Origin of the sequence: Methylobacterium soli (genome assembly GCF_008806385.1) — a bacterium.
Lineage (GTDB): Bacteria > Pseudomonadota > Alphaproteobacteria > Rhizobiales > Beijerinckiaceae > Methylobacterium > Methylobacterium soli.
Map to the genome: position 1 here is coordinate 1 of NZ_VZZK01000017.1, position 24,306 is coordinate 24,306.

Below are 24,306 nucleotides of genomic sequence, written 5' to 3' on the forward strand. Positions count from 1 at the left end.
AAGCCTCGCAACTCCAGCGTCCTCGGTTCAGACCGGATGGACAACCTCCTGAAAGCTCACACCTAGCGCCGGTCCCGCGCGGCTTGAGACGGGTTTGCAGGTGGCGCGTTGATGGATGAAGGAGTTTGCCCATGCCTTCACCGTTGTCTGTGGACCTGCGCGAGCGTGTCGTGGCTGCCGTGGCGGCGGGTGCCTCCTGTCATCGCGCCGCAGCTCGCTTCGGGGTCAGTGTTTCGAGTGCCAGCCGCTGGTCGGAGCGCTTCCGCGACCAGGGGCAAGTTGCGCCCAAGCCAATGGGCGGCGATCACACCTCGCATGCCATCGAGGCCCATGCCGCGCTGATCCTGGCCACCTCCAAACAGGAGCCGCGCCTCCTCCTGCGCGAGCTGCGCGACCGTTTGGCTGAGCAGGGCGTGCAGACCAGCACGAGCGGCCTGTCGCGCTTCTTCCAGCGGCATGGGATCACCTGGAAAAGGGGACGACGGATGCAGCTGAGCAGGAGCGTGCGGACGTGAGGTCTACCCGCGAAGCTTGGTTTGAGGCGCAGCCCGAACTCGATCCGGATCGACTGGTGTTCCTGGACGAGACGGCCGCAGCCACCAACATGGCGCGACGCTACGGTTGGGCGCCACGCGGCGAGCGCTGCCGGCTCGCAGCCCCGTGGGGGCATTACAAAACCACGACCGTCACGGCCGCCCTGCGCACGAGCGGGCTATGTGCCACCGCGCTGCTTGACGGACCCACGAACGGCACGCGCTTCCGCAGACGCGGCGGGCTTTTTGTTGCGCACCGAAGCGACCCTCAGTAGGGAGTCACCGCTCAGCTCGGCTGCTCTTCTGTCTCGGAGCCCTCTTGATCCGGTCCAGGCAACGGCAATGTTTGCCGACCTGCCTCAGATTCGCTCACCGGCAGATCATTGTTTGACGAGCGCTTGATGTCCGGCCCAGGCGGGCTCCCCTTGCCGGGGTGCCCCTGCTGATCGTCGATGCTGCCGAGGCCGCCTCCACCACCGGGCGAGTCCAGCGGTTTCGGATTATCCGGGCTGCGTGACTGGATCATATTTCCTCCGAACGTCCGGTTGTCTTGCCAAACTAAGCGGCGATCGGTCGGCATGTTCCGTTCGCGTGCATGGGTGACCGCCTTGGCGCCCAGCGTGGATCTCGCGCTTCTGACATGGCCCTGCCAGCAGATGTTCCTCCGATCCAGCGCTGGGGGGCCACTCTTCATCTTGCCCAATGTGACTCGCACGCAGCCTCACGGTTTGCGGAGCTGTTTTTCCTAAGACGAGCCGCTCGGCGTGAACGGCTCGTCTATTGGACTCAGATGAGCATCGCTCCGTGGCTCAGACTACGAAGCTGCCGTCACCGCCGGTTGGGCGGCCCTCAACGCTGCCGAACTCAAGGTAATGCTGCAGCGGATTGATGCCAGCCGCAGCAACATCTGGGTTGGCCGCAAGGTAGTTGCTCGTATCGAAGTTGGCCGAGGGGTCGCGGCCCTCTTTCCAGCCGAAGGTCAGGTAGTGTTCGAGGGGATTGATCCCCGCAGCCTTCACATCGGCATAGGCGGCGAGATAGCCGTTGGTGTCGAAGAACGCATTGGGATTGCGGCCTTCTCTCCACCCACTCGCGGCGTAGTGTGCCTCTGGATCCACGCCAGCGTTGAAGACGTCACGGTTGGTGCTCAGGTAGTACAGATCGTCGACAAGCGCATTGCCGTCGCCCTGGGTGATCGCGCGGTCTCCGAACTGGAAGATTTCGGTGTTCTTGACCGTATCGGTTCCGTCCGCACCGCTGATTGTCACCAGCGCGCCGGCGGAAACGACGCCCGCCTGGAGGAAGTTGAAGCTAAACACCGCCGTGTCGGTGCCAGGCGCACCGTCCAACGTATCGTTGCCGGCGCCCCCGATCATCACGTCGTTGCCGGCATCACCGAAGACGACGTCGTTCCCGGTATCGCCGAAGAGGGTGTCGTTGCCGAGATCGCCATCGACAAGGTCATCCCCAGGGCCGCCATAGACAAAATCATCGTCGTCACCGCCAGCGACGAAATCGTTCCCAGCCTCACCAAAGACCTGGTCGCGGCCTGCTTCGCCAACCAGAAAGTCGTTGCCGATGCCGCCATAGAGGATGTCATCACCGGGATTACCAGCGGCGTAATCGTCGCCATCCTGCGTGTAGATGGTGTCGTTGCCGGCCTCGCCGATGATCTGGTCGTTTCCTCCTCGACCGAAGATCGTGTCATCACCGGGGCCGCCGGCGATATAGTCGAGATCAGCGCCCCCTGTGATGGTATCATTGCCGTCTTGCCCGTCGATCCGGTTGAATCCACCAGGATCGGAGATCGTATCGTTGCCAAGTAGGCCGAGAATGATGTCGTCGGCTGCCGTGCCAGTCAGGATATCGTTGCCGTTCGTGCCTGAAATGGTAGCCATCGTACGTTTCCTCCGGTGCTGAGTTCCCAATCAGCTAAATTCTCATCCCACGACCAAAAGGTTTGTTCCTCTCCGGCATGTGCGCAGGAATGTCGCATTAATCAAAGTTAATACTGCAGAACCAGCCTCAAAAAACTTAGCCACAGCGAGCTAGTTCTTACGAGCGTCGAGTCGGCGAATTGCACGACCAGCTAAATACTGGTGCGCGCTGACCTTTTTAGAACTGAACGGTGCCGGCCGCGCCTAGGCATTCGAAAGGCCGCCGGCTCTCGGCTGTTTCCGCCACCTGCCGAGTGGGCGAGGCCGCCCTTGGGCAAGGCGGTCTGCAATCTCTATCGTATCGGACAGGTCTGGGTTCCCGCCCGCGGCGCCACGCTCTGGCGAGACGAAGCGCAGGTGTTCCGATCGGAACTGGTAAGAGGCAGCCAGCGTCCGGCAGGGAACAGGGAGAGCCCCGATGGCCGCCACGTATGTCGGCATCGACGCGAAATCCGACCGCACTCCCGCCTCTACTTCGTCCCGCAGCCCAGGCTCGTGAGGTTCCTTCGTTAACGTACCGCAACCGAAAGACAACTTATGTCGGGAAGCCAGCGGAGCAGGAGCAACCTCCGTCGCCGGGCCCCGTTGCCCGTCCCTGAGCCTGACTCAGCCAGCAGGGAGACAACATGAAGAAGCTCGCAATCCTTACCACGCTGGCGCTGATGTGCGCCGGCCCTGTCCTAGCTCAGGGCCGCGATCCGAATAGCTCGTCGGCTGCATCCGGCAATGCCGAAGAAAACAACAAGCCGCGGTCCAACTCGACCGGCGGCGGTGGGGGAAGCGGCCAAGGCCCTGGCGGCGGCGGGTAGTCGATCTCTACTTAAAGGAAGCGGCCTTGCAGCCTCACGGCTCGCGGGGCTTTTCGTTGATCTCAATTACTGCTGACGAGATGCAGACCCGACGTCGCGGGTGCTTGGGCGGAGTTTTCTCCGGAGCTCAGCTCCTCATCCCCGAACAGGACCGCGTATGTCTCGGGGTCGTAGAGGGCAGGATCATCTTGGCGAAGTCGCGGCCGGCAGGCCCAGAGCCTCAGCCCAGACCCGCAGCTTCTCAGGCGGAATGCGCCCACGCCCGGTCTCGATCTGCGAGATGAAGGTGTAGATCCCGGCGCCGACGAGTGCGCACATCTCGCGCTGCGACAGACCCTGCGCCTCGCGCAGACGCTTCAGGAGACGACCGCCTTCGCGGCGGAGCTCCTGACCTGACGACGTTCACCGAGAGCGCCGAGGCGCACGCCTTCAACAATTACGGCGTCAACTCGGTCCTCGACACGGTGGCGGGCGGCGGCCAGCCGAACGCCGGGCAGGACGTCGCTCAGGCACCGGCTGGTACCGGTACTAGCGGTGGAGCTGGGTCAGGCGGATCGGCGCCCTCCGAGCCGCAGATCGTCTACGTGGATCGTCCTGTTCCGGTACCGACTCAGTACGTCGATCGCCCGATGCCTACTGCCGAGGCGCATCACATCACCTTCATCGAGGACGGCAAGCTGCCCGCTGGTACCCTCAAGGCGGATGGAACATTCGACAGCGGCGCCGGGACAGCTAACGCCGGCTTCACCACTCTGATCGACCACGATGCCGGCTTCGATTTCTCCGTCCGGTCGCACGGTCGGCTGTCTGGCTTGTCCGACGACGCAACGGTAAAGCAGAGTGGTCACACGGTTACGGTCGATTACACTGCCCGTGCTGGCTCCCAGAACAACGACGCCGGCACGGATTCGACGAGGGGCAATGCCAGCCTCGACTTCCAGATTAGCAAAATGAATCTCGCTGACGCGGCCGATAACGCTAAAGGTAGCAAGGACGATTTTAGTACTTTTGTCCAATTCAGGTCTTCCAATGCGGATGGCACCCAGAAGGTGATCACGGGCTACCTTATGAACACGGATGATACTCATTTCGAGTTCCGCTCAACAGGTGACGGTGGCGTGAAAAAGGACACCGTGCTGATTTCCGGCTTCAATCCGGCTGGTGACCATATCAGCAACTCGACCAACGCAGGGTTCGGGGTGTTCTCGGGCAAAGCCGACGTGCCGGTCGGAGACTACCATCTCAGCTTCTGGGCCGTGGACAACACCGGAATCGATGCCGGCCGCGAGATTGCACGCCTCGACGTGAACCTGCACCTCACCGATCCCTTGCAGGCCCAATCCGCTATCGCACCTCACGTCGATTTTGCCTGATCCTTAAGCCCCGACGTCTCATACGAACAAGAAGGGCGCCCAACTGGGTGCCTTTTTTCGTTACGAGCTTCGGGGTTTTGACCTCATCTCCTTTCGTGTAGCGGATCGACATGAAGCTGATTTGCATTCTCGTGGCAGCGACCCTTGTGCCGAGCGGTCGCGAGGCCTTATTCAAGCCCGAGCTTTCACGGAAAGTCGATGAGCTGAATCACCGAACAGCGCGATCAGCGCCCGATCTTGCTCCAGTCCCAGTCGATGGTGTTGTCCTCGGGCAAGGTGATCATCGGCCGCACTTCAGACTTCGCCCGCTCGGCAGCTTCGGTCTGAGCACGGGCTCGGGCAAGTTCGCCTAGGGTGGAGAGATTGCCCATCGAGAGGAGTTGCGCGTAGGCCATTCCCACGCCGGCGGCTCGACGAAGCGGGCCGAAGGCAGCATCATCAAGCGTGTTCAGGGCGAGTTCGTTGACGCGGTGCAGGCCGCTTACCTGCTGCATGCCGTCCGCGCCCTGGATCGTGATTGGCCAGGGCTCGATCACCCCGGCCGCATGAAGCTGCGCGCAGGCGTTGGCCAGGACAGCTTCGCTCTTCGCGGCCTTCTGGAGGAAGGCCCAGACCTGCTGGAGGGACGCGCTGGGCTCGCCTGTCTCGTCGAAGAAAGCCTCGCCCTCTTCGCTTTCCACCACGAGCCCGCTCGCCTCATCGACACACAGCACGGGCTGCACTGCTGCGCTTCCCTTTGGCGCGCTAACCCGCCGCTTCGATGTCTGGTTCGTTCCCGGGAGGCAGTAGGGTTACTCCTTCAGCAGATGAAAGCCGGACCAGCTTCTACAGGCTCGGCCTCGCCACCACCGGCACCGGCGACCTCCCGCTTCCCCACCGTGCCGATCATTCCGGATAGGTCACGATCCGCTTGCCGTCGCGGGCTGAGTACCGCTGCCGCAGCGCGATGTCAGGCACGAGCTCGTCCGGCCGCAGCATCTCGAACGGGACCATCGCCTCGGCTGCAAGCGGAGCCGCCGCGCATGTTGCCGGACCTGGCAAAGGTGCCCGTCGCGATCGTGGCGGGCGACGCTTTGTTTCGGGCCACGATGGACGATTGAACGGCCAGGTTCCTGGAGGAGGCCGGAGCGAAGCCGGATCGGCTAGCACTGGCCGAGCACGGCATCCGCGGCAAAGGTCACATGATGACGCTGGCGGCGAACAACGGTGAGGCCGCTGACGCCCTCATCGGCTGGATCACCAGCAAGGTCCGATGAAGGATCGATTGCAGCGCAGGTCACCCCTCGTCCGCTCGAGGGCCTCTCGCGACCTCCTTCATCATCGCGTCGGGCAGGAGTCGTTGCAACTTCAGCGCCTCTTCGACTGGCGCCTCAAGCCAGGTGCTCCATTCGTCTTCGGTCGTCAGCAGCACCGGCACGGCCTTCGGGTGCACCGGGCCGACCACACACCGTTCGCCTCGGTTGTGAGGAAACTGTGGAGCCGGTGCTCCTCCTCGACCGGTTGGTCGCGCTTCGGTCCGCGCACGCCCGTCCACGGGCGCCAAATGCCCGCGAAGGCAAAGAGCGGGCGCTCCTCGTCCAGAGCAAACCACACGGGCGTCTTCTTCGGCTTGGTGTCGGCGTACTCGCTGAAGGCCGAGACCGGCACGAGGCAGCGGTATTCCGGCTTCAGCCAGGGCCTCCAGTAGGGCGACGCGACGTTGCGCACGTTCGTGACCGGCTGCGTGCCAACTTTCGGCGGTGGCGGGAATCCCCAACGCATCATGCTGAGTTCGCGACCATCGTCCCGTCGGCGCACCACCGGCGCCATCTGATCGGGGAAGATCCCGGGCAGCGGCGGCAGGTTGCCGGTTCGGTCCTCCGTGACGCCGAACGCCTTGCGGATGGCGTCCTGACCCTTGTTCAGGCTGTAGAGATTGCACATGCGGCTATCGTCGCGGGACAGCAGTCAAGGTTCAAGTGTATGAGCAGCGAAACCAACCCGCTGCCCGCCGACCGATAGGAGGCCCATGTCGGAGATCGTCTTCACCGTGCGATCCGAAAGCGACGGCGCACAGTACCGTCTGGAAGCCTCGAGGACAGATCGCGGCATTCGCTTCACCTGTAGCTGCGCGGCTGGTTTGAAGGGTGCCCACTGCCAGCATCGTCTCGCCCTGCTCCTCAAGGACACACGCGCCTGCGTGGAAGTGATCGATGCGGACGTCGCGGCCCTTCACCAGATGGCCAAGGGCTCGCACCTGATGCAGGCCGTCGAGATGATGGTGCAGGCGCAAGCGACTGTCGACGAGGCCCAAGCTGATCTCCGGCGAGCGAAGAGGGTGCTCGCGACCATGCTCGGCGGGTGAGCGAGACGAACTCGACCCGCGCAACTCACGGGAACTCCCTCAGAGCCTCAGGGATTTGTTCTCCGCCAATAATGATCGGAGGAACACACCATGAAGGCTTCACGTCTTATCAGCGCCGCTGCCATTCTGGCTCTCACAGCCGGATCTGCGTTAGCGGCTCCTTGCAATACCGGCTCGACGAAGGGCAAGAGCCCGGATCAGCAGACTTCAAACGAGAAGAGCTCGGACGTTGATAAGTCCAGCAAGAACCTCGCTGGTGGTCAGCAGCCGGCTTCGCCGGGTACGGTCGGCGCCATGAACAACGTCGGCGCCAATCAGATGACCGGCGACAAGCAGGCCTCGAACGATCAGAACACTCGCAGCGGACCCAAGGATCCGGCGAGCAAGAACCTTGCAGGCGGCGAGCAGCCTGCCTCCCCGGGGACCGTTGGCGCCATGAACAATGCGGGAGCCAATCAGCAGGTCGGACAGAAGGATGACGGGTGCTAAGCGCAATCGCTGTCAGCTAAGCGAAGACGAGCCCGCCCAGCATTCGCTGCGGCGGGCTTTTGCATGCGCACCTTGTCAGCACGGGCTGATGCTCCACACGAACGAAGAACCGGCCGCCACGACAGATGGGAAGCTCCATCCAACGCAACGACCGGTTCCCCGTTAATCATTGGAAGAACGAGCCCGAAAGCTCAGTCGGATAACAATCAGCCGCTTCGAAAGTTCAAGGCGTCGCCATACGATTGTACATGTTTGTCATGTCGACGCGCTCGCCCCGCTTCTCAGAGGGGAGCGATCTCGAATTCCATTCCTCGGCCAGGACCCTGGTCGGCATAGTCCACCAAGCTGTAGCCGCGCTCGCTCAAGGCCGTTTCCATGATGTCGCGGTGTCTGCGGAACATCTGGCCGATAGCAAGGGGTGTCAGTCGCGGGTTGCCCTGCCTTAGCCGATCAACCCCGATCTGCAACGGGGCACCTTCGTTCGGCCATGCGGACTAGCGCAGATGCCAAGTCGGCGGCTTTTGTTTCCGCCGCAGATTTCGGTTTGAATGCCTTCTTATCTCTCTGTCTGCGGTCGGCGTCAGCCGCCGGTCAGCCCCTCTGCGAAGTCCTCCGGCACCTCGCCGAATTGACCGAGGATCGTTGCGCTTTCCAACTCGCCCGTCTCGTCGTCGGCCACGACCCGTAGCGCTACCGTGCCTGGCATCCGGCCGGCCATGGACTCGGCGCGCTTCAACGCACCGCTCTCGGTCGGCGCGAGCTGCCGCTCCCCTGGTCCCAAGGCTTGCGCTTGATGACGAAGGTCTGCACCAGGAACGTCGTCTTCATACCCATTTCACTCTCCCCCTAAGCCGCTTGGCGCAGCTCGCGCACATCGCTGAAATCCAGCGTGCCGACGTGCCGGCCCTTGCTGTCGTGGACGTCGACGATCCAACTCGACCAGTCGAGGCGGCCGCCGCAGCTCTGCATGACCTCGCGCGCGACGCGTTCGGCGTGACCCCAAATCAGAAGCGGATCGGCCAATCGCTTGCCGGCTCGATCGAAGACCGCATGCGACCATCGGTGCAATGAAAGCGGTAACGATCGGCAGGCATTCGCTTTCTCCTATGCTGTCCACAGGCATTCACAGGCTCGCGAGATTGCGAGCCGAGCCGGATTGAAGCTCGCACGCCCATGATGTCTGTTCTCTGTATGTTCTCGTACCGGAGAGAGCCGTGGACGTCTATCGGATCGGCGAATTGGCCGCGGGCTCGGGAGCGCTTGTCCACGTTCCAATCCTGGGACAATGCCTCTGCGCCGGCTTCCCTCCGCCCGCCGACGACTTCCGGGAAGGCGCGCTGGAGCTGCCGCGCTGGCTCGCGCCCAACCCGCCTGCAACCTTCGCCTGGAACATCTCGGGCAACAGCATGCGAGCTGCGGGCATCTTCGATCGCGACCTTGCGGTGGTCGATCGAAGCCTCAAGGCCGGGCACGGCAGCGTCGTGGTCGCGGCGATTGATGGTGAGATGTCGATCAAGCGGCTGGTGATCGACGGCAATGTCGCGCGCCTCGCTTTCGACAACTCGGACTTGCCGGCCTTCGCGGTTGAGGAGCTGAGTGACGGCGAGATCTGGGGCGTGGTGCGTTTCTCGATCCGCTGGCACATTGCGCGTGCCCGGCTGGTGCGATCAGCCGCGCCATCGCGCTGATCGACGGCAATTCGTTCTACTGCTCCTGCGAGCGGGTGTTCGATCCGAAGCTCGCGGTCGTGCCGGTGATCGTGCTGTCCAACAACGATGGCTGCGCGATCGCCCGAACCGCCGAGGCCAAGGCGCTCGGGATCCGCATGGGCGCACCCTACTTCAAGATCCGCGACATGTGCCGGCGCAAGGGCGTGCGCGTGTTCTCGTCCAACTACACGCTCTATGGCGACATGTCGGCGCGCACCAACGCGGTCTACCGCGACTTTGCGCGAGCCGTGGAGATCTACTCGGTCGACGAAAGCTTCCTCGACCTCTCGGATGTGCGCGAGCATGAGCGTCTGGAACTCGCTCGGGACCTGCGCGCCACGGTGCGGGCCTAGACCGGGATCCCGACCTGCGTCGGCATCGGCCCGACCAAGACACTCGCCAAGCTCGCCAACCACATCGCCAAGAGCATCCCCGAGCTCGGCGGCGTCTGCGACCTCTCGGACGAGGACGAGCGCGCGGCCTGGCTCTGCCGCGTCCATGTCGGCGAGGTCTGGGGCATCGGGCGCGCCTCGCTCACCAAGCTCGAAGCCATGGGCGTCGACACGGTGGCGGAACTGCGCGACCTCGATCTGCGTCCGGTGCGCAAGGCCATGACGGTGGTGGGCGAGCGCATCATCCACGAGCTACGCGGCCTCGCCTGTCTGCCGCTCGAGCTGTTGCCGGCCCAGCGCAAGGGCTGCGCCGTCACTCGCTCGTTCTCCAGCCGCATCGAGGACCGCGCCACGCTGGAGCAGGCCGTCGCGGCCCATGCGACGCGGCTCGGCGAGAAATTGCGGCGGGGTGGGCTCGGCACCTCGCACGTCACGGTCTTCTACCACACGAGCGAGCAAGACCGCGGCGAGCCGATGCTCTCGGTCTCGACCACCGTGACGCTGCCGGAGGCGACGAACGACACGCTGGCGCTGATCAAGGCGGCGCGCCTCGGTGTCGCCAAGACCTGGCGCGAGGCCGGCGAGCGGCCCTGGCGCTACAGCAAGGCTGGCGTCGTGACGACGGATCTGATGCTGCTGAGGGACAGCCCGCGGGCGCTGATCGGGCAACTCGACCGCAAACGCTCCGATCCGCTCATGGCCGCGATCGACACCTGCAACGCTCGCTTCGGCCGTGGCAGCGTCGTGCCAGCCCGCGCCGGCCTCGAGGAGAAGCGGGCTTGGAGCACGAAGTTCGAGATGTGCACGCCGCGCTACACGACCCAGCTTGCGGAGTTGCCGACGGCCATTGCCTGAGACGGGCAGCGTGGGTTTCTCACCGCTTCCACGGCTCAACCAACGCTTGGATCAAGCTTCGCGCTTTGTGGATTCCGTGTCCGATCAGGCTACGGCCCCTGTCGACAGGGACCAGACCGCACTCCGTTGGTCGGTCAGCATATTCGGACGCCACGGGTTTGATCGGCTTCGCCGGCACACCCGCATAGAACCACCCAGGCCTGACGTCTCCCATTACGACACTGCCCACGCCAATCACCGAATGACGCCCAACTCGGCACGGCCCGAGAATGGTTGCGTTCGACGCGATCCAAGCACCCTGCTCGATTTAAATGTCGCGCCCCTGCTCCGGCACTGCAGTTTGGCGTGCGCTGTCGTATTGATCAATCGAATGTGTGCCCGTCAAAACGCAGACGTTGTGTCCGAAGAACGCGTGATCGCTGATGAATATGTGGCCGGAGACGGTGTTGAAGAGCGTGTTTACTAGACTGACGTCACGACCTAAATGAACGCGTTCGCGATCACCCCAGTAGGTGGGGCTAGCAACGATGCGCTCAAGGATATGAGGCATCAGCTCATCGACGAGATGCCGAGCCTCGTCCTGTGTGAAGCGTTGCGTCATCTCTTTTCAGGCTGCCCCAACAGGATCGAAGTGCGTTCCGCGCCGCGCATCTATGCGGTCGCTGGTCTCGGCGTTGACGATGCTCGTGCGCGGCGAGGCGTGGAAGCGAGCTGCCTCGGCCAAGTTCGGTTCGTACCCCTCGTTTCTCACGAACAACGTCAGCATCGGATCGTCCATGTAGGCTTCGACCGAAGCGGGCATACTTTCCTCCATGATCGCCTGAGCGTTGCAAGGGTCACCGATTGTCGACGATTCCGTCATGGCTCAGTTCAACGGGTGGCGATCACTCATGCCGAGCATGTAGGCCCCGGTCATGCTGGCGCAACGCGGCGCTTGAGGCTTGAGGGGCGAAGCAGTCGCGCCAAGCTGGAACGTCGAACGGCACGATCTAAGGGACAGTTGATGCATGTATGCATTCCGAGCGGCTGGAGAGGGCGCCGGGACCGGCGGGTGAGCCGAATCGCTCGAGAAGAGCACCGCGGTCCGTCACCAGCGACGTCATCGCCTGCCTTCAGAGACGCATCAACGGAATGGCGAGTCGGTGCACGACGAAATGCATCAAACGCACCAGCCCCTACCAGAACCTGAAGGCACCGAGTCTGTAATCAACGACATCGGGCGAATTCGGCATATCAAGCTCCGTTGGAAAGACTTCCGAACTCAACTCCAGATGAACGTCCGCTGTCCTGATGAGTGTCAATTCAAGCGTACAGGGAAGCGGCACGCCTCCCAATATCAAATATGGGGAGCAGTTGTTTGCGTGAACGTGTATGACCTTGTGATGTGCGGTTAGATTTCCGATCGCGTCGGATAACAACTTTATATAGCTCTCGTCACGAAAATTTCCCGTAAAGTGAAGCTCGATTACAATTTGTGAGAACGTCGCCAATAGATTAAACGGCGCGTTCGCTAACATGCTCCATTCATGGCCCTCGATATCGCACTTCAGGATCAGTTCTCGGCAATTTTCATGGCCATTCGCCGCGATGAGATTGGCCAACGTGTCAAGCGAGCTGTTCCCAGACTTTACCCCCTCGATGCCAATCTTGAACCACGTAAACAAATCATGTTTTGCCGGGATATCGTCTATCGTATGATCATATTGAAATACAGCTATACCGCGCCGAGCTATATCTTCATCCCATGAAACATCGTCATTGATCCCGAGAGAGTAGGCTGCCTCCACTCCTTCGAGCTTGTCGAGCATGATGTAACCGCCATCGTGATCTCGACCCATACGTACTTTCTTGAATTCAAGAGTAGCGTACGGAGCAAGTCGACGCAGGATCGGCAGCAAATCACTTTGCATTTTAGGCGACAGGTCATAAAGCTCGCTCCGGTGGAGAGCGAATTCCCTGAGCATTCCTTCCACGGACAAGTCATAGAGGCCGCGGCGCTGGAGCGCCGCATCCCTCAAACTGACAGCTTCTGCGGATCGCTGAATAATCTCAATCAGCTCACGGACACTGTCGCACCTGTTTGACCAATGAACACATATTTCCTCCGTCTCCGGATCTCTCAGAAACACAAGATTGTAGGCCCATTTCACATCGTCAATGCTGATAGTCATTATTTTCGAACCTCATGATGTCACTAACCAGACATCTTAATCTTGTATTTTTGGTAGATACGCAGCGACTGGCAAACAGGATTGGCCGTTGTTCGAGCGACTGCTGTGGACAAGCCTCCGTGAACGCGCAGTTGTCGCGGTCATGGCTCCAGTGCAGGCTTCGCAGATCCTGAGAGAGGGCAGGCCGTTCTCTTGTCAACGATGAAAATCGTTCTCTGATGGAAGGCGCCAAATCGGTCTCTCAGTTCACCGGTTGCTGGCCGCTCATACCGAGCAGATAAGCTCCTGCGATCAGCTGCTCGCCGGTCACCTCTTGGCCGTCGACCATGTAGGCCTGCTGGCCGTCCTGCTCGACAATTTCGAGCGCCAGACCGCCCGCGATGAGGGATCGGATCGCGTCGCTCAGAAGCTCGTCGATGGGCGAAAGCTCAGCCATGTACCAGATGGTACGCATTGCCAGCGGAAATCCCAAACAGGTCTCCCGCCCCTGTCCCCTCCCCGGCACGCTCCGCCCGAGGCGCGAGAGGACGTCGCGCCAAGTCTGAGCGCCGGACGGTCTGATCGGAAGCGTGGGTGAGGCTGACATCGACCGAGAGCGGCGGGGAAACGCCCGGGTCAGGCGAGCTGACGGCGAGAACCGCTAGTGCCGAGAGTGCGCAGCCCTTCGCCGACTGAGGGCGGCGCCGTGGCGCTGTGGTTTGCGGGAGCGGCGGATTTGGGCCTGCGGCGGCGCCACTTGTTGAGCCGCGGCAGCGGGACCGTCGTGAGCCGCGACGATGCGGCGCGCCTCGTCAACGCTCATCCCGCAGGTCGTCAGGCCTTGCAGAGTGCCCAGGGCGCGATGGTACTCAGGGAGGTTGGGGCATCCGGGGATGCCCCACGCCAAGGCTGCGGCGGGCACTCCAATCGCCGTCACGAAAGCGAGCAGGGCAGCGCTATTCCTGAACGACAAAGCCGAGGCTCCTCACGATCGATGGCGGATACCTGTCGGTAGGATACCGCATGCCTCGTCAGATGGGACCAGGCAGTTGGCTGCACCCCCTCTCGCGAGCCACCCGTCCGTCGGCCTCCTGCTTGGCTATGCGGAGGGAACTCGAGCCCGCCGGCCACGCTCCGACGCGACAGCACTGGGACGGCCAAAGTCGCGCGGGTGCACCGCGCAAACAGAGTGTTGTTGTGGAGTAGTTGGGGAGCGCCCGAGATTCCGCGTCATCGGATGGCGCTAAGTCATTGATATGTATGGTGGGCGGTGAGGGACTCGAACCCCCGACCCTCTCCGTGTAAAGGGGAGACTATTAATAGTCAGAAGCGTTCGGGGTGCAGCAAGAGTAGCCACCACGCTCTAGGACCTTCTCACTGATTGTGTCATAAGGAGCATCAAGCGAGCACCAGAGGATGGTTCTCTGCACCCCAGTTGCACCCCGAGTTCCTCCATGGGCCGCCGTGCCGACGCCGAAAACCTTGTGCGCCTAAGCCGGTCGGTTGTAACCAAGCTCGCGCTTCAGCCCGGCCAGGGGGAGCGGATTTGGTGGGATGCCGAACTGGCCGGGTTTGGCTACCGGCTCCGTGGTGACCGGGCAACGTGGGTGATCCGCCCTCCCCGTGGTGGCGGGCGCTCTTCCCTCATCACCCTCGGTGCCGCCAACCTCATCGACATCGCGGACGCTCGGCGAGCCGCGCGTGAACAGTTGGCGAAGGCCGCACTCGGCGAGGATACCCGCGCCGTGCGACGGATCGAGCGTGCGAAGGTTGGGCTGACCGTCAAGGACGTCTTCACCCGGTACACGGCAGATGCCGAGGGCAGGCTTCGCCCCTCGACCTTGGCGAACCTCCGCACGCATCTCGGCCAGCACTGGCAGGGGCTTCATGCCCTCCCCCTGGTATCGGTGCGCCGGGCTGACGTGGCCGAGCATCTGCGGAAGATCACAACCGGCTCGGGTCCGCAGGCTGCGCTGCGCGCCCGGCGAACGCTCTCCACCGTCTACGTCTGGGCCATTGGTGAGGGCCTGTGCGAGGCAAACCCGGTAGCAGGCACCAACCCGCCAGCCGTAGAGGTCCGACGCACACGGGTGCTGAGCGACGCCGAGCTTGTAGCGGTATGGGCCTCCTGTCCACCTACCAGCGACTTCGGCCGGATCGTGCGGCTTCTCATCTTAACTGGGCAGCGGCGAGACGAGGTTGCGGGCCTCTTATGGAACGAGATCGATGAAATGGGCCGGGTGTGGCGCCTGCCGGCACCACGCACGAAGAATGGTCGCGCGCATGCTGTGCCGTTGAGCGGGGCCGCCTTGGGCTTGCTGGAAGCCACCCATCGGATCGAAGGCAAGGCCTATGCTTTCGGCAGCGGTGACGGGCCATTCTCGGGTTTCAGCAGGGCGAAGTACCGCCTTGATAAACAGCTCGGCTTTAAGGAGCCGTGGGTGCTGCATGACCTTCGCCGTACCGCCGCTACCGGCATGTCCCGGCTTGGAACGTCGATTGAGGTAGTCGAGAAAGCGCTGAACCATGTCAGCGGCAGCTTCGGCGGCATCGTGGGGGTGTACCAGCGCCATGACTACGCGGACGAAAGGCGCGAAGCGCTGGATCGGTGGGCCTCGCACGTTTTGAGCTTGTCTGACGCCAAATGACCAGATAAGGAATCAGCAGCTCAAGTTCTAATTCGGGCCGTTGCTCCTGCTGGGGGGCGCGGTTGGACGGAAGCCAGCGTTAAGCGCCGGCCGACCTCAGCTTCCGAAGAACTGAGCGATCCCCTATGTCCAATACGAACGTTGTCCTGCGCCTCCCCGTGGCCTGCGAGGCTGCCAGCCTGTCGCTGAGCACCTTGCGCCGCCTGATCCGCGCCGGCCGTGGTCCGCGCGTCATCCAGCTTTCGGATCGCCTCATCGGTATCCGCCGCGCGGACCTGGACGATTGGCTGACCAGCCGCTCCCGCAAGTAGTTCATCACAGGTCCTAGCTACTAGGACCATGCGTTCGCATGTGTTCGTTTGCGTCTCTATATCTAGCTTAGTCAACAGCTAGAAGGACCATCCATGAACACTTCGAAGAAGTTCCTGACCCGACAGGAAGTGCGTAAGATGACCGGCTGGAGCCTCGTCTACATCGATAAATACGTCCCGCGAACCAAGGTCGGCGGCAAGGTGCTGATCCTGGTCGATGCGCTGGAGAACTTCCTGCCGGGCGGCAATCCGCTGTTCCGGGGCGAGGGCTCGCCCTTCGCGCTGGGCCTGCTGTTCCAGTGGAACGAGGGCAGTCCCTACGACCTCGGCTCGGACGACTGGAAGCGCTTCGGCAGCGAACTGGTGGACGCCTTCCGGGGCCACCTCAAGGCGACCGGCGCCTACGACACCGTGACCACGCTCGAAGACGCGCTGGCGTGGTCGAAGACGGTCGAGGGCCAGGCTTTCTTCGATCAGCACATCCCGTCGCCAGGCCGTCAGCGCCGCTTCGCTGTCTACGCAAAGTAATCCCCCGCCCGAGGCTCAATCGGACGAGGGATTGATACTTCCGCTAACCGTATTGTGAAGGACTGTCAGCCCCGTGAATATAGTACGTCAGCCCATTGCGGGCAATACGAACCCGACCCTGGAAGCTGCCCTGGGCTACGCCTTGCTCGGCTGGCACGTGATTCCGGTCGATCCGGTGAACAAATGGCCCGCCGATCCCCTGACGGGCCGCAAGTGGAAGGGCTGGAAAGAGGGTGCGACCACGGAGGCCGCCGTTCTGGCCGACTGGTTCGGTGTCGAAAGTCGCTTCGGTGTCGGCATCGCGACCGGCCGGAAGAGCCGCATCGTGGTGCTTGATTTCGACGTGTCGAAGGGCAAGGACGGCCTCGCCGATAAGGCGAAGCTGGAGGAGAAGTACGGCAAGCTCCCGGAGACCCTGACGCAATCCACGCCCTCGGGCGGCACCCAGGAATTCTACGCCCGCCCGGAGGAGGCCGAGGACCTTCCGAACCGCACCGGGTTTGGCTGGCAGATCGCCGGTCACCAGAACTACGCCCTGTGCGGTGTGGACGTGCGTGGCGACGCCGGTCAAGCCAACGTGCCGCCCACGGCGCGTGCTGGTAGCGCGTACCACTGGCACTCAGATCCCATTGGCACACCCCTGGCCGAGCTGCCGGCCGGCTGGATCGAAGCGCTGTCGGAGAAGCCGACGCCGCCCCCGAAGCCACCCATGTTTTCCGATCCTGATGCCGAGCCGAAGGCAGAGATCAAGGGCAAGATTGAGAGCGTCCTAGCCGGTTGCGCCGCGATCAGTCGCCTGAAGACCGAGCCCGGAAGCGTTCTCCAGTGGCTTTGGGCGATGGCGGCCGGTGTCATCGGTCGAACCGAGCGTGGCCGCCAAAACTTCCACGAACTCTCGGCCCTCGACAAGGACCGGTATGACAAGGACGATACGAACCTCATCCTCAACTACATGCTGGATAAGACCGGACCGCACGGGTGCGACAGCTTCGCCAAGGAAGTCCCCGATGCCTGCGCCGGGTGTCTGATACGGGGCAAGATCCGGGGACCAAAGGAGTTGGCCGAAAAGGACGCTAACCTGCTCGGCCTCATCCGAACCAATGTCTACACGACCGATGGCAACAAGTTCTACGATACCGAACGTCGGCTGGTGAAGTCGGAGAAAGACTTCTCGGCAACGCACGACCACCTCGTCATCAAGTCCGCTTCGCCGGACAAGAAAGACGATGAGGGTAAGCCGAAAATGCTGCTCACCCGGGGCAACAAAAGCAAAGTGTTTACTCAAAGCCCCCTGGCGGCCAAGGCCGATATTGGGGAGTACACGCCCGGAGAGGTTCGGCGCATCTACAAGAACAGCCTGGGCCAGAAAGTCGCTAATACGTGGATCGATGACGGTATTCCTGCCGTTCCGGGCGACTGCAGCGTCTGGGAGGATCACATCGATTGGCTGGTCCCGAACGATGAGGGTGAGCGTGACCTGTGGCTCGACGTCATGGCGCACTCGCTCCAGCGCCCCAACATCAAGATCCGGATCGCGCTCCTGCTGATCAGCCGCAATCACCAACTCGGAAAGGGCGCTCTGATCGAGACTTGGGGCGGGATGCTGGGAGCCACGAACTACGTGAAGCTTACCAACGCCGAGTTGCGGTCCGACTTCCAGGGCGGGATTTACAACAAGCGGCTCGCCTTCTTCGAGGAACTGTTCGTCCGGGACCGGGACATCTACGGTGAGACGAAGGCGCTGATCACCGAACCGAAGCTGCGCGCACAGTTGAAGTTCCAGGATTTCGCCCCGGCGCGTCCGCCCCTGGCTATCGTCGCGGCCAGCAATGAGGATGTGCCTGTTCGCATCACGGAGCCGGCCGATGTCCGTTGGCACGTCACCCGGATCGACCGGGAGCGCCGTAAGCCTGAGTACTACGCGCGACTGGACCGGGAGGGGCCGCGCCAAATCGCGGCTTGGAAGGCGAAGCTCCTCCGGCGCAACATCTCCAACTTCAATCCCGCCGCCCCCGCACCGATGACGAAGGCCAAGGCTGCGCTGATCGCGGATAGCCGGAGCCCGTTCGATAAGGCGCTGGACCACGTGCTCAGCGAGATCGGCCGGGAGGTAGTGATCTTCTCGGAGGTGAAGTCGAAGATGTTGCATCAAGGTCTGCGGGGCTCGGTGCAAGACCCTGAGATCGCCAAGGCGATGAAGGCACGGGGCTGGAAGCCGCAGGGCCAGCACAAGATCGGTCACGGCGATCTCAAGGGCTCATTCTGGAGCTTGGGCACCGAGTGGGACGGTGCCAGCGCGGGTGTGCTCCAGGCCGCCGTTCGGTGGCAGGGTGGGCCGGGGTAAACCGGTCTACCCTTCCGGAAAGGGTAGACGGAAAAACTCCAACCAAATCAAAGGTGTCTACCCCGTCTACCCGTCTACCCCCCTCCGAGCCATAGGTAGTTAGGGAGAAAAGAATTTTTTTAGAAATTAGGTAGACTGGTTAGACAGGTTAGACGGCGTTGTTTTTAAAGGGAAATTTCCGTCTACCCTCTGGGTGGGTGGGTAGACAAGGGTAGACGAATGACTGATCAGCAACCGCTCGGCCCACCCTGCCACCGGAGGGGCGCTACTATCAACATCCTGAGGACCACCCTCGGTGCGCTTCCCTCGGCCTCTGAGGTGGCTTTCCCGGGTCTGTTCGCATGGTCGCCAGTATCCACCTCCGCCGTCACCCGCACCCTGAAAATCGACAAGGGCTTGTGGGGGACGTGGCGCAATCGCGGGATCACACCGAGCCCGATGCCCGAGGCCTGGTTCCGGCGCGCCGCCGGCCGGCCCCTGAACTACCGGCTGGACAGTGTGCTGGCCTGGCTCGCGGCTCGGCGCGGCGAACCGTTTGATCCCCTCACCACCTGGCGGCTCAGCCTCTTGACCGGCTTCGAGACCGACGTGTCCGATCCGGAAGAGGTGCGGAAGCTTGCCCGCCTCTATGCGCAGGCGGTCGGCCCGCACCTCCCTGGTGGTGTGAGCTTCACGTCGCAGGGGTTCCGGGAATACCTCGCATCGCTCTTGATGTAGGTTGGTCCATCCAGATAGCCGCGTGAGCCTGCCATGCGTAAAGGGATGCTGGAGCTGATGAACACCCTGGCCTCAAGTGTTATCGCCTTGAACAGCCTGGCCGATGATTTGATGCAGGCGGCATCGTCGGTGGACGACGCCGTGGCAATTAAGGTGATGCGCGGCGTGGCCTCCGGCATCGGGTCCGCGCACTGGAGATGCAGGGGCAACTGGCTGTTCTGAGTGCGGACTACGCCGAGCGGTTACACACCGGCTCCTGGATCGAGTGAAGGCCGCCCTGTTATCATCCTAGTAAAACCAACATTTTTTGGAAATATAAATGTCAGATAGTGTATTTTAACAAGCATAAATATCTGTAAAATGGCACCCACCCATCCAATTACATTGTAGCGTCAAGTGTTTTGTTTGTGCTCTAGGTAGATTGTTCTGTTGCCCTCTTCCGGATCATGTTCCACTCTCCTGGCTACGCTTCGCCGTAGGCGAAGCAGGGGATGAGGTCGGGATGAGCAAGCCACCAGGGAACGGGCTGTGTGACAACCCCATGGGTTCCCATGGACCTGTCACATCAGTGCCTCGACCCCTGGTGGCCTACCTCAGAGTGAGCACGGACAAGCAGGGCCGCAGTGGTCTCGGCATTGAGGCGCAGCGCATGGCCATCACTGCCTTCGCCGAAGCCAACGGGTTCATCATCGTGGCCGAGCACGAGGAGCACGAGACCGGCAAGGGCAGCGATGCCCTGGAGCGCCGGCCTCAGCTGGCTGCCGCCCTGGCATCGGCCCGCAAGCTCCGATGCCCGGTGGGAGTGGCGAAGCTCGATAGACTGTCCCGAGATGTGGCTTTCATCGCCAGCCTGATGGCGCAGCGCGTCCCCTTCTTGGTGGCCGAGCTAGGTGAGAACGCTGACCCGTTCATGCTGCACATCTACGCGGCTCTGGCCGAGCAGGAGCGTCGGCTTATCGCGGCCCGGACCAAGGCGGCCATGGCTGGCCTGAAAGCACGAGGTGTCCTACTCGGAAACAGGACCAACCTCGCTGAAGCCGCGATTAAGGGCGCGACCGTGAACCGAGCCGACGCTTCGGCCTTCGCCGCCAACGTGCTGCCGGTGATCGAGAGCATCAGGGCAGCTGGTGCCGGCTCGCACCGGGCTATCGCTGCGGAGCTGAACGCGCGTCGGATCGGGACGGCGCGAGGCGGCACGTGGAGCGCCGTGCAGGTCGGGCGGATCGTGGCTCGCGCCAGCACCTGTTCACTCACTCCCTGAACCAGATAATTCAGCCCATGCTTGAAAAAATCTCTGCTATCAATTTGATAAACGACTACCATTCAAACGACGCCAGGCAAGCTTTCAGAGCTCAAACACCTCAGCTTAGAGCATTTGCTGTTGTTGGTATTGTATACGCAGTCCGGTGCCGCTGGCATCCATCCGCGGACATTACCAATATTCTTCGAGCAGAGCTAGCAGATGTATCATCGCTCTTGAATTTAGAAAAGAGAGCACACCAGACATATATAATACATATCAGACGAATGATGATCAAAATATGTAATCTAGATACTAACAGTGACGCTGTATTACCTATCAAGAATTCCAGAGATGAGCAGTCGGCCCTTCAGAGCCAGCTGCAATACTTACATTCCAAAAACATTTTCACAGCCGCTCACATGCGAATTTGGGCACTCAAGAAAGGAGTAGACCCACTGATCTGAGCCGAAAAACAGGTGATGCAGCTAAATTCAGGCTTAAAAACAAATAGTTACTTACCAGAACCGCCCTCACTCTAATCTCGGCGCTTCTTAGCCCGTCGTGGTTTTGGAGCAACGCCGCGGTTCATTCGCAACTTAAAGATGCAATTGCGCTAGACGTCCCGCGTTGCTCCCCGCACGGTCAGCGCAGAAAATGGCTACGCGGCGTTCGCCGCATCAAAAAGTGTACGGGGCGGGGATACCTATGACGGAGCTTACGCCCGGCGACTTCGTCGAACTGCGCGGGCGTCCCTGGCTCGTCGAGGCCGTAGACACCTACACACCGCTGAAGCCTGTGCGCCTCTCCTGCATTGCCGACGACGCTCAAGGTGAGCCGCTCGAGGTGTTATGGGACGCCGAGGTCGACGCGCGCGTGCTTGATCGCGATGACTGGGCGCGGGTTGGCCGAGGCGGCCCCGACAGCGCCGAGGTGCTTGCCGCCTACCTGCGGGTGATGCAGTGGAACTCGGCTACAGCCGCCGAGCGAGATTTGCTTCAGGCACCATTCCGAGCCGGGATTAAACTCGACGCCTACCAGCTCCTGCCATTGCGCAAGGCGCTGCGGCTGCCGCGGGTGAACCTCCTGATTGCCGACGACGTCGGCTTGGGCAAGACCATCGAGGCCGGCCTAATCGTGCGCGAGCTGCTCCTGCGGCGGAGGATCGACTATGTCGTCGTGTCCGCACCTCCGGCTATGACCGAGCAGTGGCGCGACGAGCTCGCTGCAAAGTTCGGCCTGTCGTTCACGATCATTGACCGTGAGCATCTGAACGAGCTGCGCCGCACGCGCGGCTTTGGGTCGAACCCTTGGCGCACCGGCTCGCGCTTCATCATTTCACACCGTCTTCTCACGGACGAGACTTACGCCGCCGACTTGCGCGAGGCGTTAGGCTCGTTCCGCGCCCGCGCGCTCTTGATCCTAGACGAGGCTCACCACGCGGCACCGGCGGCCAGTGCACGCTACGCTGTCTCGAGCCAGTTCACGAAGGCTGTGCGCGACTTGGCGGAGCGCTTCGAGCACCGCCTGTTCCTCTCAGCCACGCCGCACAACGGGCACTCGAACAGCTTCTCAGCTCTCCTCGAGATGCTCGATCCCCAGCGGTTCACCCGCGGCGTCACAGTGAGCCCGAAGGACATCGAGCCGGTCATGGTCCGGCGGTTAAAGAGCGACCTGCGCCGGATCAGCGGCGGCTTCCCGCACCGGGTCGTCGAGGCGATCCCGATCCATGGTCTCCCGGCAGACGCGCCTGAACTCGTCCTGGCCGACAAGCTCACAGCCTATGGCGAGTTGCGCCTGCAACGCATCGCCAAACTTCCGACGGCGAAGGCTGCTCTCGCCAAGCTCGCCTTCGTCGGCCTTCAGCAGAGATTGCTGTCCTCGATCGCAGCCTTCGCTCGGACGCTCGCAGTGCATCGCCGCTCGCTGCTCGCCGCGATCGAGGATACCAACGATGAGAACGTCCAAACGGTCGGTGTCGCGAACCACGATCACGCGGAGCTATTCGATCTCGGGCTCGACGAGGACGAGGCTGAGCGGGCGGCCCAAGCTGACGAGGACGCCACGGCGGACATCGAGACCCGGGCCGGCACCGTCGAGGCCCCACGCGCGGCCCTGCACGCCGAACTGGCGGCCGTCGACGCCATGCTCGTAATCGCTGAGAGCGAGAAGGGGAGGAGCGACGCACGCACGCGATGGCTTGCCAATTGGATCCGCGCCGAGTTGCTCGATGGCGCGCGCTGGCGGGAGCGCCGGCTCATCATCTTCACTGAGTACGAAGATACTCGGCGCTGGCTGGAGCGGCGTTTGATGGAGATGATCGGCGATACTGAGGACGCAGAAGCTCGTATCCTCGTGTTTTCGGGCGCCACGCCGGCCGATCGGCGCGAGGACGTTAAACGGGCTTTCAACGCTGATCCACGCGTGGAGCCTGTGCGCATATTGTTGTGCACGGACGCAGCGCGCGAGGGGCTGAACCTGCAGAGCCATTGCGCCGATCTCCTACACTTTGACTTGCCCTGGAACCCAGCGCGGCTCGAGCAGCGCAACGGGCGCATTGACCGCAAACTCCAGCCCGCACCAGAAATCCGCTGCCGCTACTTCCGCTACGAGCAACGCGCCGCCGACATCGTCCTCGACGCGCTGGTGCGGAAGACCGAGACGATCCGCGAACAGCTTGGCTCAGTTGGACAGGTGATCGAGGGGCGCATTGCGAAGCGGCTGGCAGAGGAAGGCATCCGGGCACGCGGCGAGACCGATCTTGCCCACGCCATCGCAGCTGAGGATGCCGCCGAGCTCCTCGCCCGCGCGCGCGACGAGATGGACGACGCCGAGCGCGCCCGCCACGAGCGCCTGCTGCGGGAGCAAGACGTGCTGCGCCAAGCGCTTGAAGCATCACGCGAGCGCGTCGGCGTTGACCCGGACGACTTGCGCCGGGTGGTGCGGGCCGCGCTCGCACGGGCCGATTACCAGCTCGATGAGGCAGTGTCCGACCCCGTCAATCTGGTCGAAACCTTCCGCTTCGATCCCGAACATCCGGCCTTCGCGGCTGAGGGCGGCTGGTCGGACGCCTTTGACGACCTTCGGGTCCGCCCGCGCCGCCGCGGCGAGCGGCTCAACGAGTGGCGCAGGGCCGCGCCTCCGCGAACCATAAGCTTTGAGACGCCGGAGCTCGCCGATGGGCGCCTCGCGTCGAACGTCGTGCAGGTGCATCTTGAGCACCGCCTCGTGCGACGCCTCCTCTCTCGCTTTATCAGCCAGGGCTTCCAGGCTGGCCTTTCCCGGGTTTCAATGATCCGAGGGCCCGGGGCGCAGCCGCGTGTCGTGTTGATTGGTCGGCTCTGCGTGTACGGGCCGGCGGCGGCGCGGCTGCACGAGGAGATCATCCCAGTCACGGCGATCTGGACCGAGGCTGACCGAGGCGTGAAGCCGTTGCGGCCACTCGGCGAGAGCGGCGGGGCGACGACGCTGCGCCAGCTCGAGGACGCTCTGCGCGGGGCTGTGCCAGCGCCTGAGGGCGCAGTCACCCGTGTTCAGCGCCTCGTCGCGCAGGACATTGACCAGTTGCGTCCTGAACTGGAGCGGATCGCGACCGAGCGTTTAACCCGCGCTGAAGCACTGCTCGCCCGCCGCGCGGAGGAGGAGGCGAACGGTCTCGCCGGCCTGCTCACTGGCCAGTGCGCGCGCATTGTGCGGGAGCTCGGCGCGGCTGAGCGGGAAGCCGCCCAGTTCGAACTCGGGTTTCTAGCCGAGGAGCGCCGCGAGCGCGACCGAGATCGCCGGCACTGGGGCGAGAAGCTCGCTGCCCTAGAGCGCCAGGTCGTGACAGAGCCCGAGCGCGTACGCACGGGATACCGGGTCAACGCGCACCGGCTTGAGCCTGTTGGCCTCGTCTATCTCTGGCCTGCGACCGGCTGAGATCCAGGC

The 24,306-nt window shown here is 62.6% G+C and carries 23 protein-coding genes and 5 pseudogenes; 15 read left to right on the top strand and 13 right to left on the bottom strand.

From position 1 onward, the window contains the following. Positions 1-131 precede the first annotated feature (131 nt). A pseudogene (locus tag F6X53_RS16555) lies at positions 132-763 on the top strand (IS630 family transposase); the annotation flags it as partial. Positions 764-819: 56 nt separating this feature from the next. Here the strand turns inward: F6X53_RS16555 and F6X53_RS16560 are convergent. Further along, positions 820-1,113, bottom strand: a complete 294-nt coding sequence (locus F6X53_RS16560) for a hypothetical protein (RefSeq protein WP_151001319.1) — start codon at positions 1,111-1,113, stop codon at positions 820-822. Positions 1,114-1,342: 229 nt separating this feature from the next. Further along, on the bottom strand, positions 1,343-2,431 hold the full coding sequence (locus F6X53_RS16565) for a calcium-binding protein (protein ID WP_151001320.1): 1,089 nt from the start codon (positions 2,429-2,431) through the stop codon (positions 1,343-1,345). Positions 2,432-3,096: 665 nt separating this feature from the next. Between F6X53_RS16565 and F6X53_RS16570 the strand changes: the two genes are divergently transcribed. Then, complete coding sequence (locus tag F6X53_RS16570; protein ID WP_151001321.1) at positions 3,097-3,279, top strand: hypothetical protein; 183 nt, start codon at positions 3,097-3,099, stop codon at positions 3,277-3,279. A gap of 183 nt (positions 3,280-3,462) precedes the next feature. On the opposite strand, the gene F6X53_RS34000 is transcribed toward F6X53_RS16570, so the two are convergent. Beyond that, the gene (locus F6X53_RS34000; protein ID WP_373875937.1) at positions 3,463-3,597 is read right to left on the bottom strand and encodes a hypothetical protein; all 135 of its coding nucleotides are present in this window, start codon (positions 3,595-3,597) and stop codon (positions 3,463-3,465) included. Between F6X53_RS34000 and F6X53_RS16580 the strand changes: the two genes are divergently transcribed. After that, positions 3,588-4,652, top strand: a complete 1,065-nt coding sequence (locus F6X53_RS16580) for a hypothetical protein (RefSeq protein WP_151001323.1) — start codon at positions 3,588-3,590, stop codon at positions 4,650-4,652. The two genes, F6X53_RS34000 and F6X53_RS16580, sit on opposite strands and share 10 nt — an antisense overlap. Before the next feature lie 224 nt (positions 4,653-4,876). On the opposite strand, the gene F6X53_RS16585 is transcribed toward F6X53_RS16580, so the two are convergent. Beyond that, a complete protein-coding gene (locus tag F6X53_RS16585; RefSeq protein ID WP_151001324.1) occupies positions 4,877-5,374 on the bottom strand; it encodes a SapC family protein in 498 nt (165 codons plus the stop codon). Between the two features lie 554 nt (positions 5,375-5,928). Next, positions 5,929-6,575: pseudogene (locus tag F6X53_RS16595) on the bottom strand (SOS response-associated peptidase). An 85-nt stretch (positions 6,576-6,660) separates the two neighbouring features. On the opposite strand from F6X53_RS16595, the gene F6X53_RS16600 reads away from it, so the two are divergent. Together F6X53_RS16600 and F6X53_RS16605 are read left to right on the top strand one after the other, a co-directional pair. After that, positions 6,661-6,996 carry a hypothetical protein gene (locus F6X53_RS16600; protein ID WP_151001325.1) on the top strand — a complete coding sequence of 112 codons (336 nt, stop codon included), beginning with the start codon at positions 6,661-6,663 and terminating at the stop codon, positions 6,994-6,996. 90 nt (positions 6,997-7,086) lie between these two features. Continuing rightward, positions 7,087-7,485 (top strand): exopolysaccharide production protein YjbE, encoded by a 399-nt coding sequence (locus tag F6X53_RS16605; RefSeq protein WP_151001326.1) that lies wholly within the window; start codon positions 7,087-7,089, stop codon positions 7,483-7,485. Positions 7,486-7,766: 281 nt separating this feature from the next. On the opposite strand, the pseudogene F6X53_RS33200 reads toward F6X53_RS16605, so the two are convergent. The 3 genes and pseudogenes from F6X53_RS33200 to F6X53_RS34005 form a co-directional block, all read right to left on the bottom strand. Next, positions 7,767-7,995, bottom strand: a pseudogene (locus F6X53_RS33200) (adenylosuccinate synthase). A 70-nt stretch (positions 7,996-8,065) separates the two neighbouring features. Then, positions 8,066-8,319 (bottom strand): annotated as a pseudogene (locus F6X53_RS16615) (hypothetical protein). Between the two features lie 12 nt (positions 8,320-8,331). Further along, entirely contained in the window at positions 8,332-8,553 is a 222-nt protein-coding gene (locus tag F6X53_RS34005) for a DUF6894 family protein (RefSeq protein ID WP_425324695.1), read from the bottom strand. Between the two features lie 146 nt (positions 8,554-8,699). On the opposite strand from F6X53_RS34005, the gene F6X53_RS16625 reads away from it, so the two are divergent. Both F6X53_RS16625 and F6X53_RS16630 read left to right on the top strand, forming a co-directional pair. Beyond that, a complete protein-coding gene (locus tag F6X53_RS16625; protein WP_151001327.1) occupies positions 8,700-9,173 on the top strand; it encodes a LexA family protein in 474 nt (157 codons plus the stop codon). Beyond that, a pseudogene (locus F6X53_RS16630) lies at positions 9,152-10,441 on the top strand (Y-family DNA polymerase). The gene F6X53_RS16625 and the pseudogene F6X53_RS16630 overlap by 22 nt, the downstream one beginning before the upstream one ends. A 19-nt stretch (positions 10,442-10,460) precedes the next feature. Here F6X53_RS16630 and F6X53_RS34010 read toward each other — a convergent pair. From F6X53_RS34010 to F6X53_RS16655, 5 genes are all read right to left on the bottom strand, one after another. Next, a complete protein-coding gene (locus tag F6X53_RS34010) occupies positions 10,461-10,748 on the bottom strand; it encodes an acyltransferase (RefSeq protein ID WP_151001419.1) in 288 nt (95 codons plus the stop codon). Then, positions 10,749-11,042 (bottom strand): LbetaH domain-containing protein, encoded by a 294-nt coding sequence (locus tag F6X53_RS16640; protein WP_151001328.1) that lies wholly within the window; start codon positions 11,040-11,042, stop codon positions 10,749-10,751. 6 nt (positions 11,043-11,048) lie between these two features. Continuing rightward, the gene (locus F6X53_RS16645) at positions 11,049-11,303 is read right to left on the bottom strand and encodes a hypothetical protein (protein WP_151001329.1); all 255 of its coding nucleotides are present in this window, start codon (positions 11,301-11,303) and stop codon (positions 11,049-11,051) included. 313 nt (positions 11,304-11,616) lie between these two features. Beyond that, complete coding sequence (locus tag F6X53_RS16650; protein ID WP_151001330.1) at positions 11,617-12,612, bottom strand: hypothetical protein; 996 nt, start codon at positions 12,610-12,612, stop codon at positions 11,617-11,619. Positions 12,613-12,853: 241 nt separating this feature from the next. Further along, the gene (locus tag F6X53_RS16655) at positions 12,854-13,066 is read right to left on the bottom strand and encodes a hypothetical protein (protein ID WP_151001331.1); all 213 of its coding nucleotides are present in this window, start codon (positions 13,064-13,066) and stop codon (positions 12,854-12,856) included. Between the two features lie 979 nt (positions 13,067-14,045). Here F6X53_RS16655 and F6X53_RS16665 point away from each other — a divergent pair. The 8 genes from F6X53_RS16665 to drmD all read left to right on the top strand — a co-directional run bounded on the left by F6X53_RS16665 (position 14,046) and on the right by drmD (position 24,297). Beyond that, positions 14,046-15,239 carry a tyrosine-type recombinase/integrase gene (locus F6X53_RS16665; RefSeq protein ID WP_151001333.1) on the top strand — a complete coding sequence of 398 codons (1,194 nt, stop codon included), beginning with the start codon at positions 14,046-14,048 and terminating at the stop codon, positions 15,237-15,239. A gap of 125 nt (positions 15,240-15,364) precedes the next feature. Further along, the gene (locus F6X53_RS16670) at positions 15,365-15,550 is read left to right on the top strand and encodes a helix-turn-helix transcriptional regulator (RefSeq protein ID WP_151001334.1); all 186 of its coding nucleotides are present in this window, start codon (positions 15,365-15,367) and stop codon (positions 15,548-15,550) included. Between the two features lie 93 nt (positions 15,551-15,643). Next, complete coding sequence (locus F6X53_RS16675; protein ID WP_210386388.1) at positions 15,644-16,078, top strand: hypothetical protein; 435 nt, start codon at positions 15,644-15,646, stop codon at positions 16,076-16,078. A gap of 73 nt (positions 16,079-16,151) precedes the next feature. After that, entirely contained in the window at positions 16,152-18,422 is a 2,271-nt protein-coding gene (locus F6X53_RS16680) for a bifunctional DNA primase/polymerase (RefSeq protein WP_151001336.1), read from the top strand. Positions 18,423-18,860: 438 nt separating this feature from the next. Further along, positions 18,861-19,139 carry a hypothetical protein gene (locus F6X53_RS16685; RefSeq protein ID WP_151001337.1) on the top strand — a complete coding sequence of 93 codons (279 nt, stop codon included), beginning with the start codon at positions 18,861-18,863 and terminating at the stop codon, positions 19,137-19,139. 33 nt (positions 19,140-19,172) lie between these two features. Then, entirely contained in the window at positions 19,173-19,361 is a 189-nt protein-coding gene (locus F6X53_RS16690) for a hypothetical protein (RefSeq protein WP_151001338.1), read from the top strand. 319 nt (positions 19,362-19,680) lie between these two features. Further along, on the top strand, positions 19,681-20,400 hold the full coding sequence (locus F6X53_RS16695) for a recombinase family protein (RefSeq protein ID WP_238298250.1): 720 nt from the start codon (positions 19,681-19,683) through the stop codon (positions 20,398-20,400). A gap of 687 nt (positions 20,401-21,087) precedes the next feature. Continuing rightward, positions 21,088-24,297 carry a DISARM system SNF2-like helicase DrmD gene (gene drmD / locus F6X53_RS16700; protein ID WP_151001340.1) on the top strand — a complete coding sequence of 1,070 codons (3,210 nt, stop codon included), beginning with the start codon at positions 21,088-21,090 and terminating at the stop codon, positions 24,295-24,297. Positions 24,298-24,306 lie beyond the last annotated feature (9 nt).

Excerpts from the sequence above, each read along its gene's own strand:
- F6X53_RS16560 (WP_151001319.1), bottom strand. The coding sequence starts at position 1,113 with ATGCCGACCGATCGCCGCTTAGTTTGGCAAGACAACCGGACGTTCGGA.
- F6X53_RS16565 (WP_151001320.1), bottom strand. The coding sequence starts at position 2,431 with ATGGCTACCATTTCAGGCACGAACGGCAACGATATCCTGACTGGCACG.
- F6X53_RS16570 (WP_151001321.1), top strand. The coding sequence starts at position 3,097 with ATGAAGAAGCTCGCAATCCTTACCACGCTGGCGCTGATGTGCGCCGGC.
- F6X53_RS34000 (WP_373875937.1), bottom strand. The coding sequence starts at position 3,597 with ATGTGCGCACTCGTCGGCGCCGGGATCTACACCTTCATCTCGCAGATC.
- F6X53_RS16600 (WP_151001325.1), top strand. The coding sequence starts at position 6,661 with ATGTCGGAGATCGTCTTCACCGTGCGATCCGAAAGCGACGGCGCACAG.
- F6X53_RS16605 (WP_151001326.1), top strand. The coding sequence starts at position 7,087 with ATGAAGGCTTCACGTCTTATCAGCGCCGCTGCCATTCTGGCTCTCACA.
- F6X53_RS16640 (WP_151001328.1), bottom strand. The coding sequence starts at position 11,042 with ATGACGCAACGCTTCACACAGGACGAGGCTCGGCATCTCGTCGATGAG.
- F6X53_RS16645 (WP_151001329.1), bottom strand. The coding sequence starts at position 11,303 with ATGACGGAATCGTCGACAATCGGTGACCCTTGCAACGCTCAGGCGATC.
- F6X53_RS16650 (WP_151001330.1), bottom strand. The coding sequence starts at position 12,612 with ATGACTATCAGCATTGACGATGTGAAATGGGCCTACAATCTTGTGTTT.
- F6X53_RS16655 (WP_151001331.1), bottom strand. The coding sequence starts at position 13,066 with ATGCGTACCATCTGGTACATGGCTGAGCTTTCGCCCATCGACGAGCTT.
- F6X53_RS16665 (WP_151001333.1), top strand. The coding sequence starts at position 14,046 with ATGGGCCGCCGTGCCGACGCCGAAAACCTTGTGCGCCTAAGCCGGTCG.
- F6X53_RS16670 (WP_151001334.1), top strand. The coding sequence starts at position 15,365 with ATGTCCAATACGAACGTTGTCCTGCGCCTCCCCGTGGCCTGCGAGGCT.
- F6X53_RS16675 (WP_210386388.1), top strand. The coding sequence starts at position 15,644 with ATGAACACTTCGAAGAAGTTCCTGACCCGACAGGAAGTGCGTAAGATG.
- F6X53_RS16685 (WP_151001337.1), top strand. The coding sequence starts at position 18,861 with ATGCCCGAGGCCTGGTTCCGGCGCGCCGCCGGCCGGCCCCTGAACTAC.
- F6X53_RS16690 (WP_151001338.1), top strand. The coding sequence starts at position 19,173 with ATGCGTAAAGGGATGCTGGAGCTGATGAACACCCTGGCCTCAAGTGTT.
- F6X53_RS16695 (WP_238298250.1), top strand. The coding sequence starts at position 19,681 with ATGGGTTCCCATGGACCTGTCACATCAGTGCCTCGACCCCTGGTGGCC.
- drmD (WP_151001340.1), top strand. The coding sequence starts at position 21,088 with ATGACGGAGCTTACGCCCGGCGACTTCGTCGAACTGCGCGGGCGTCCC.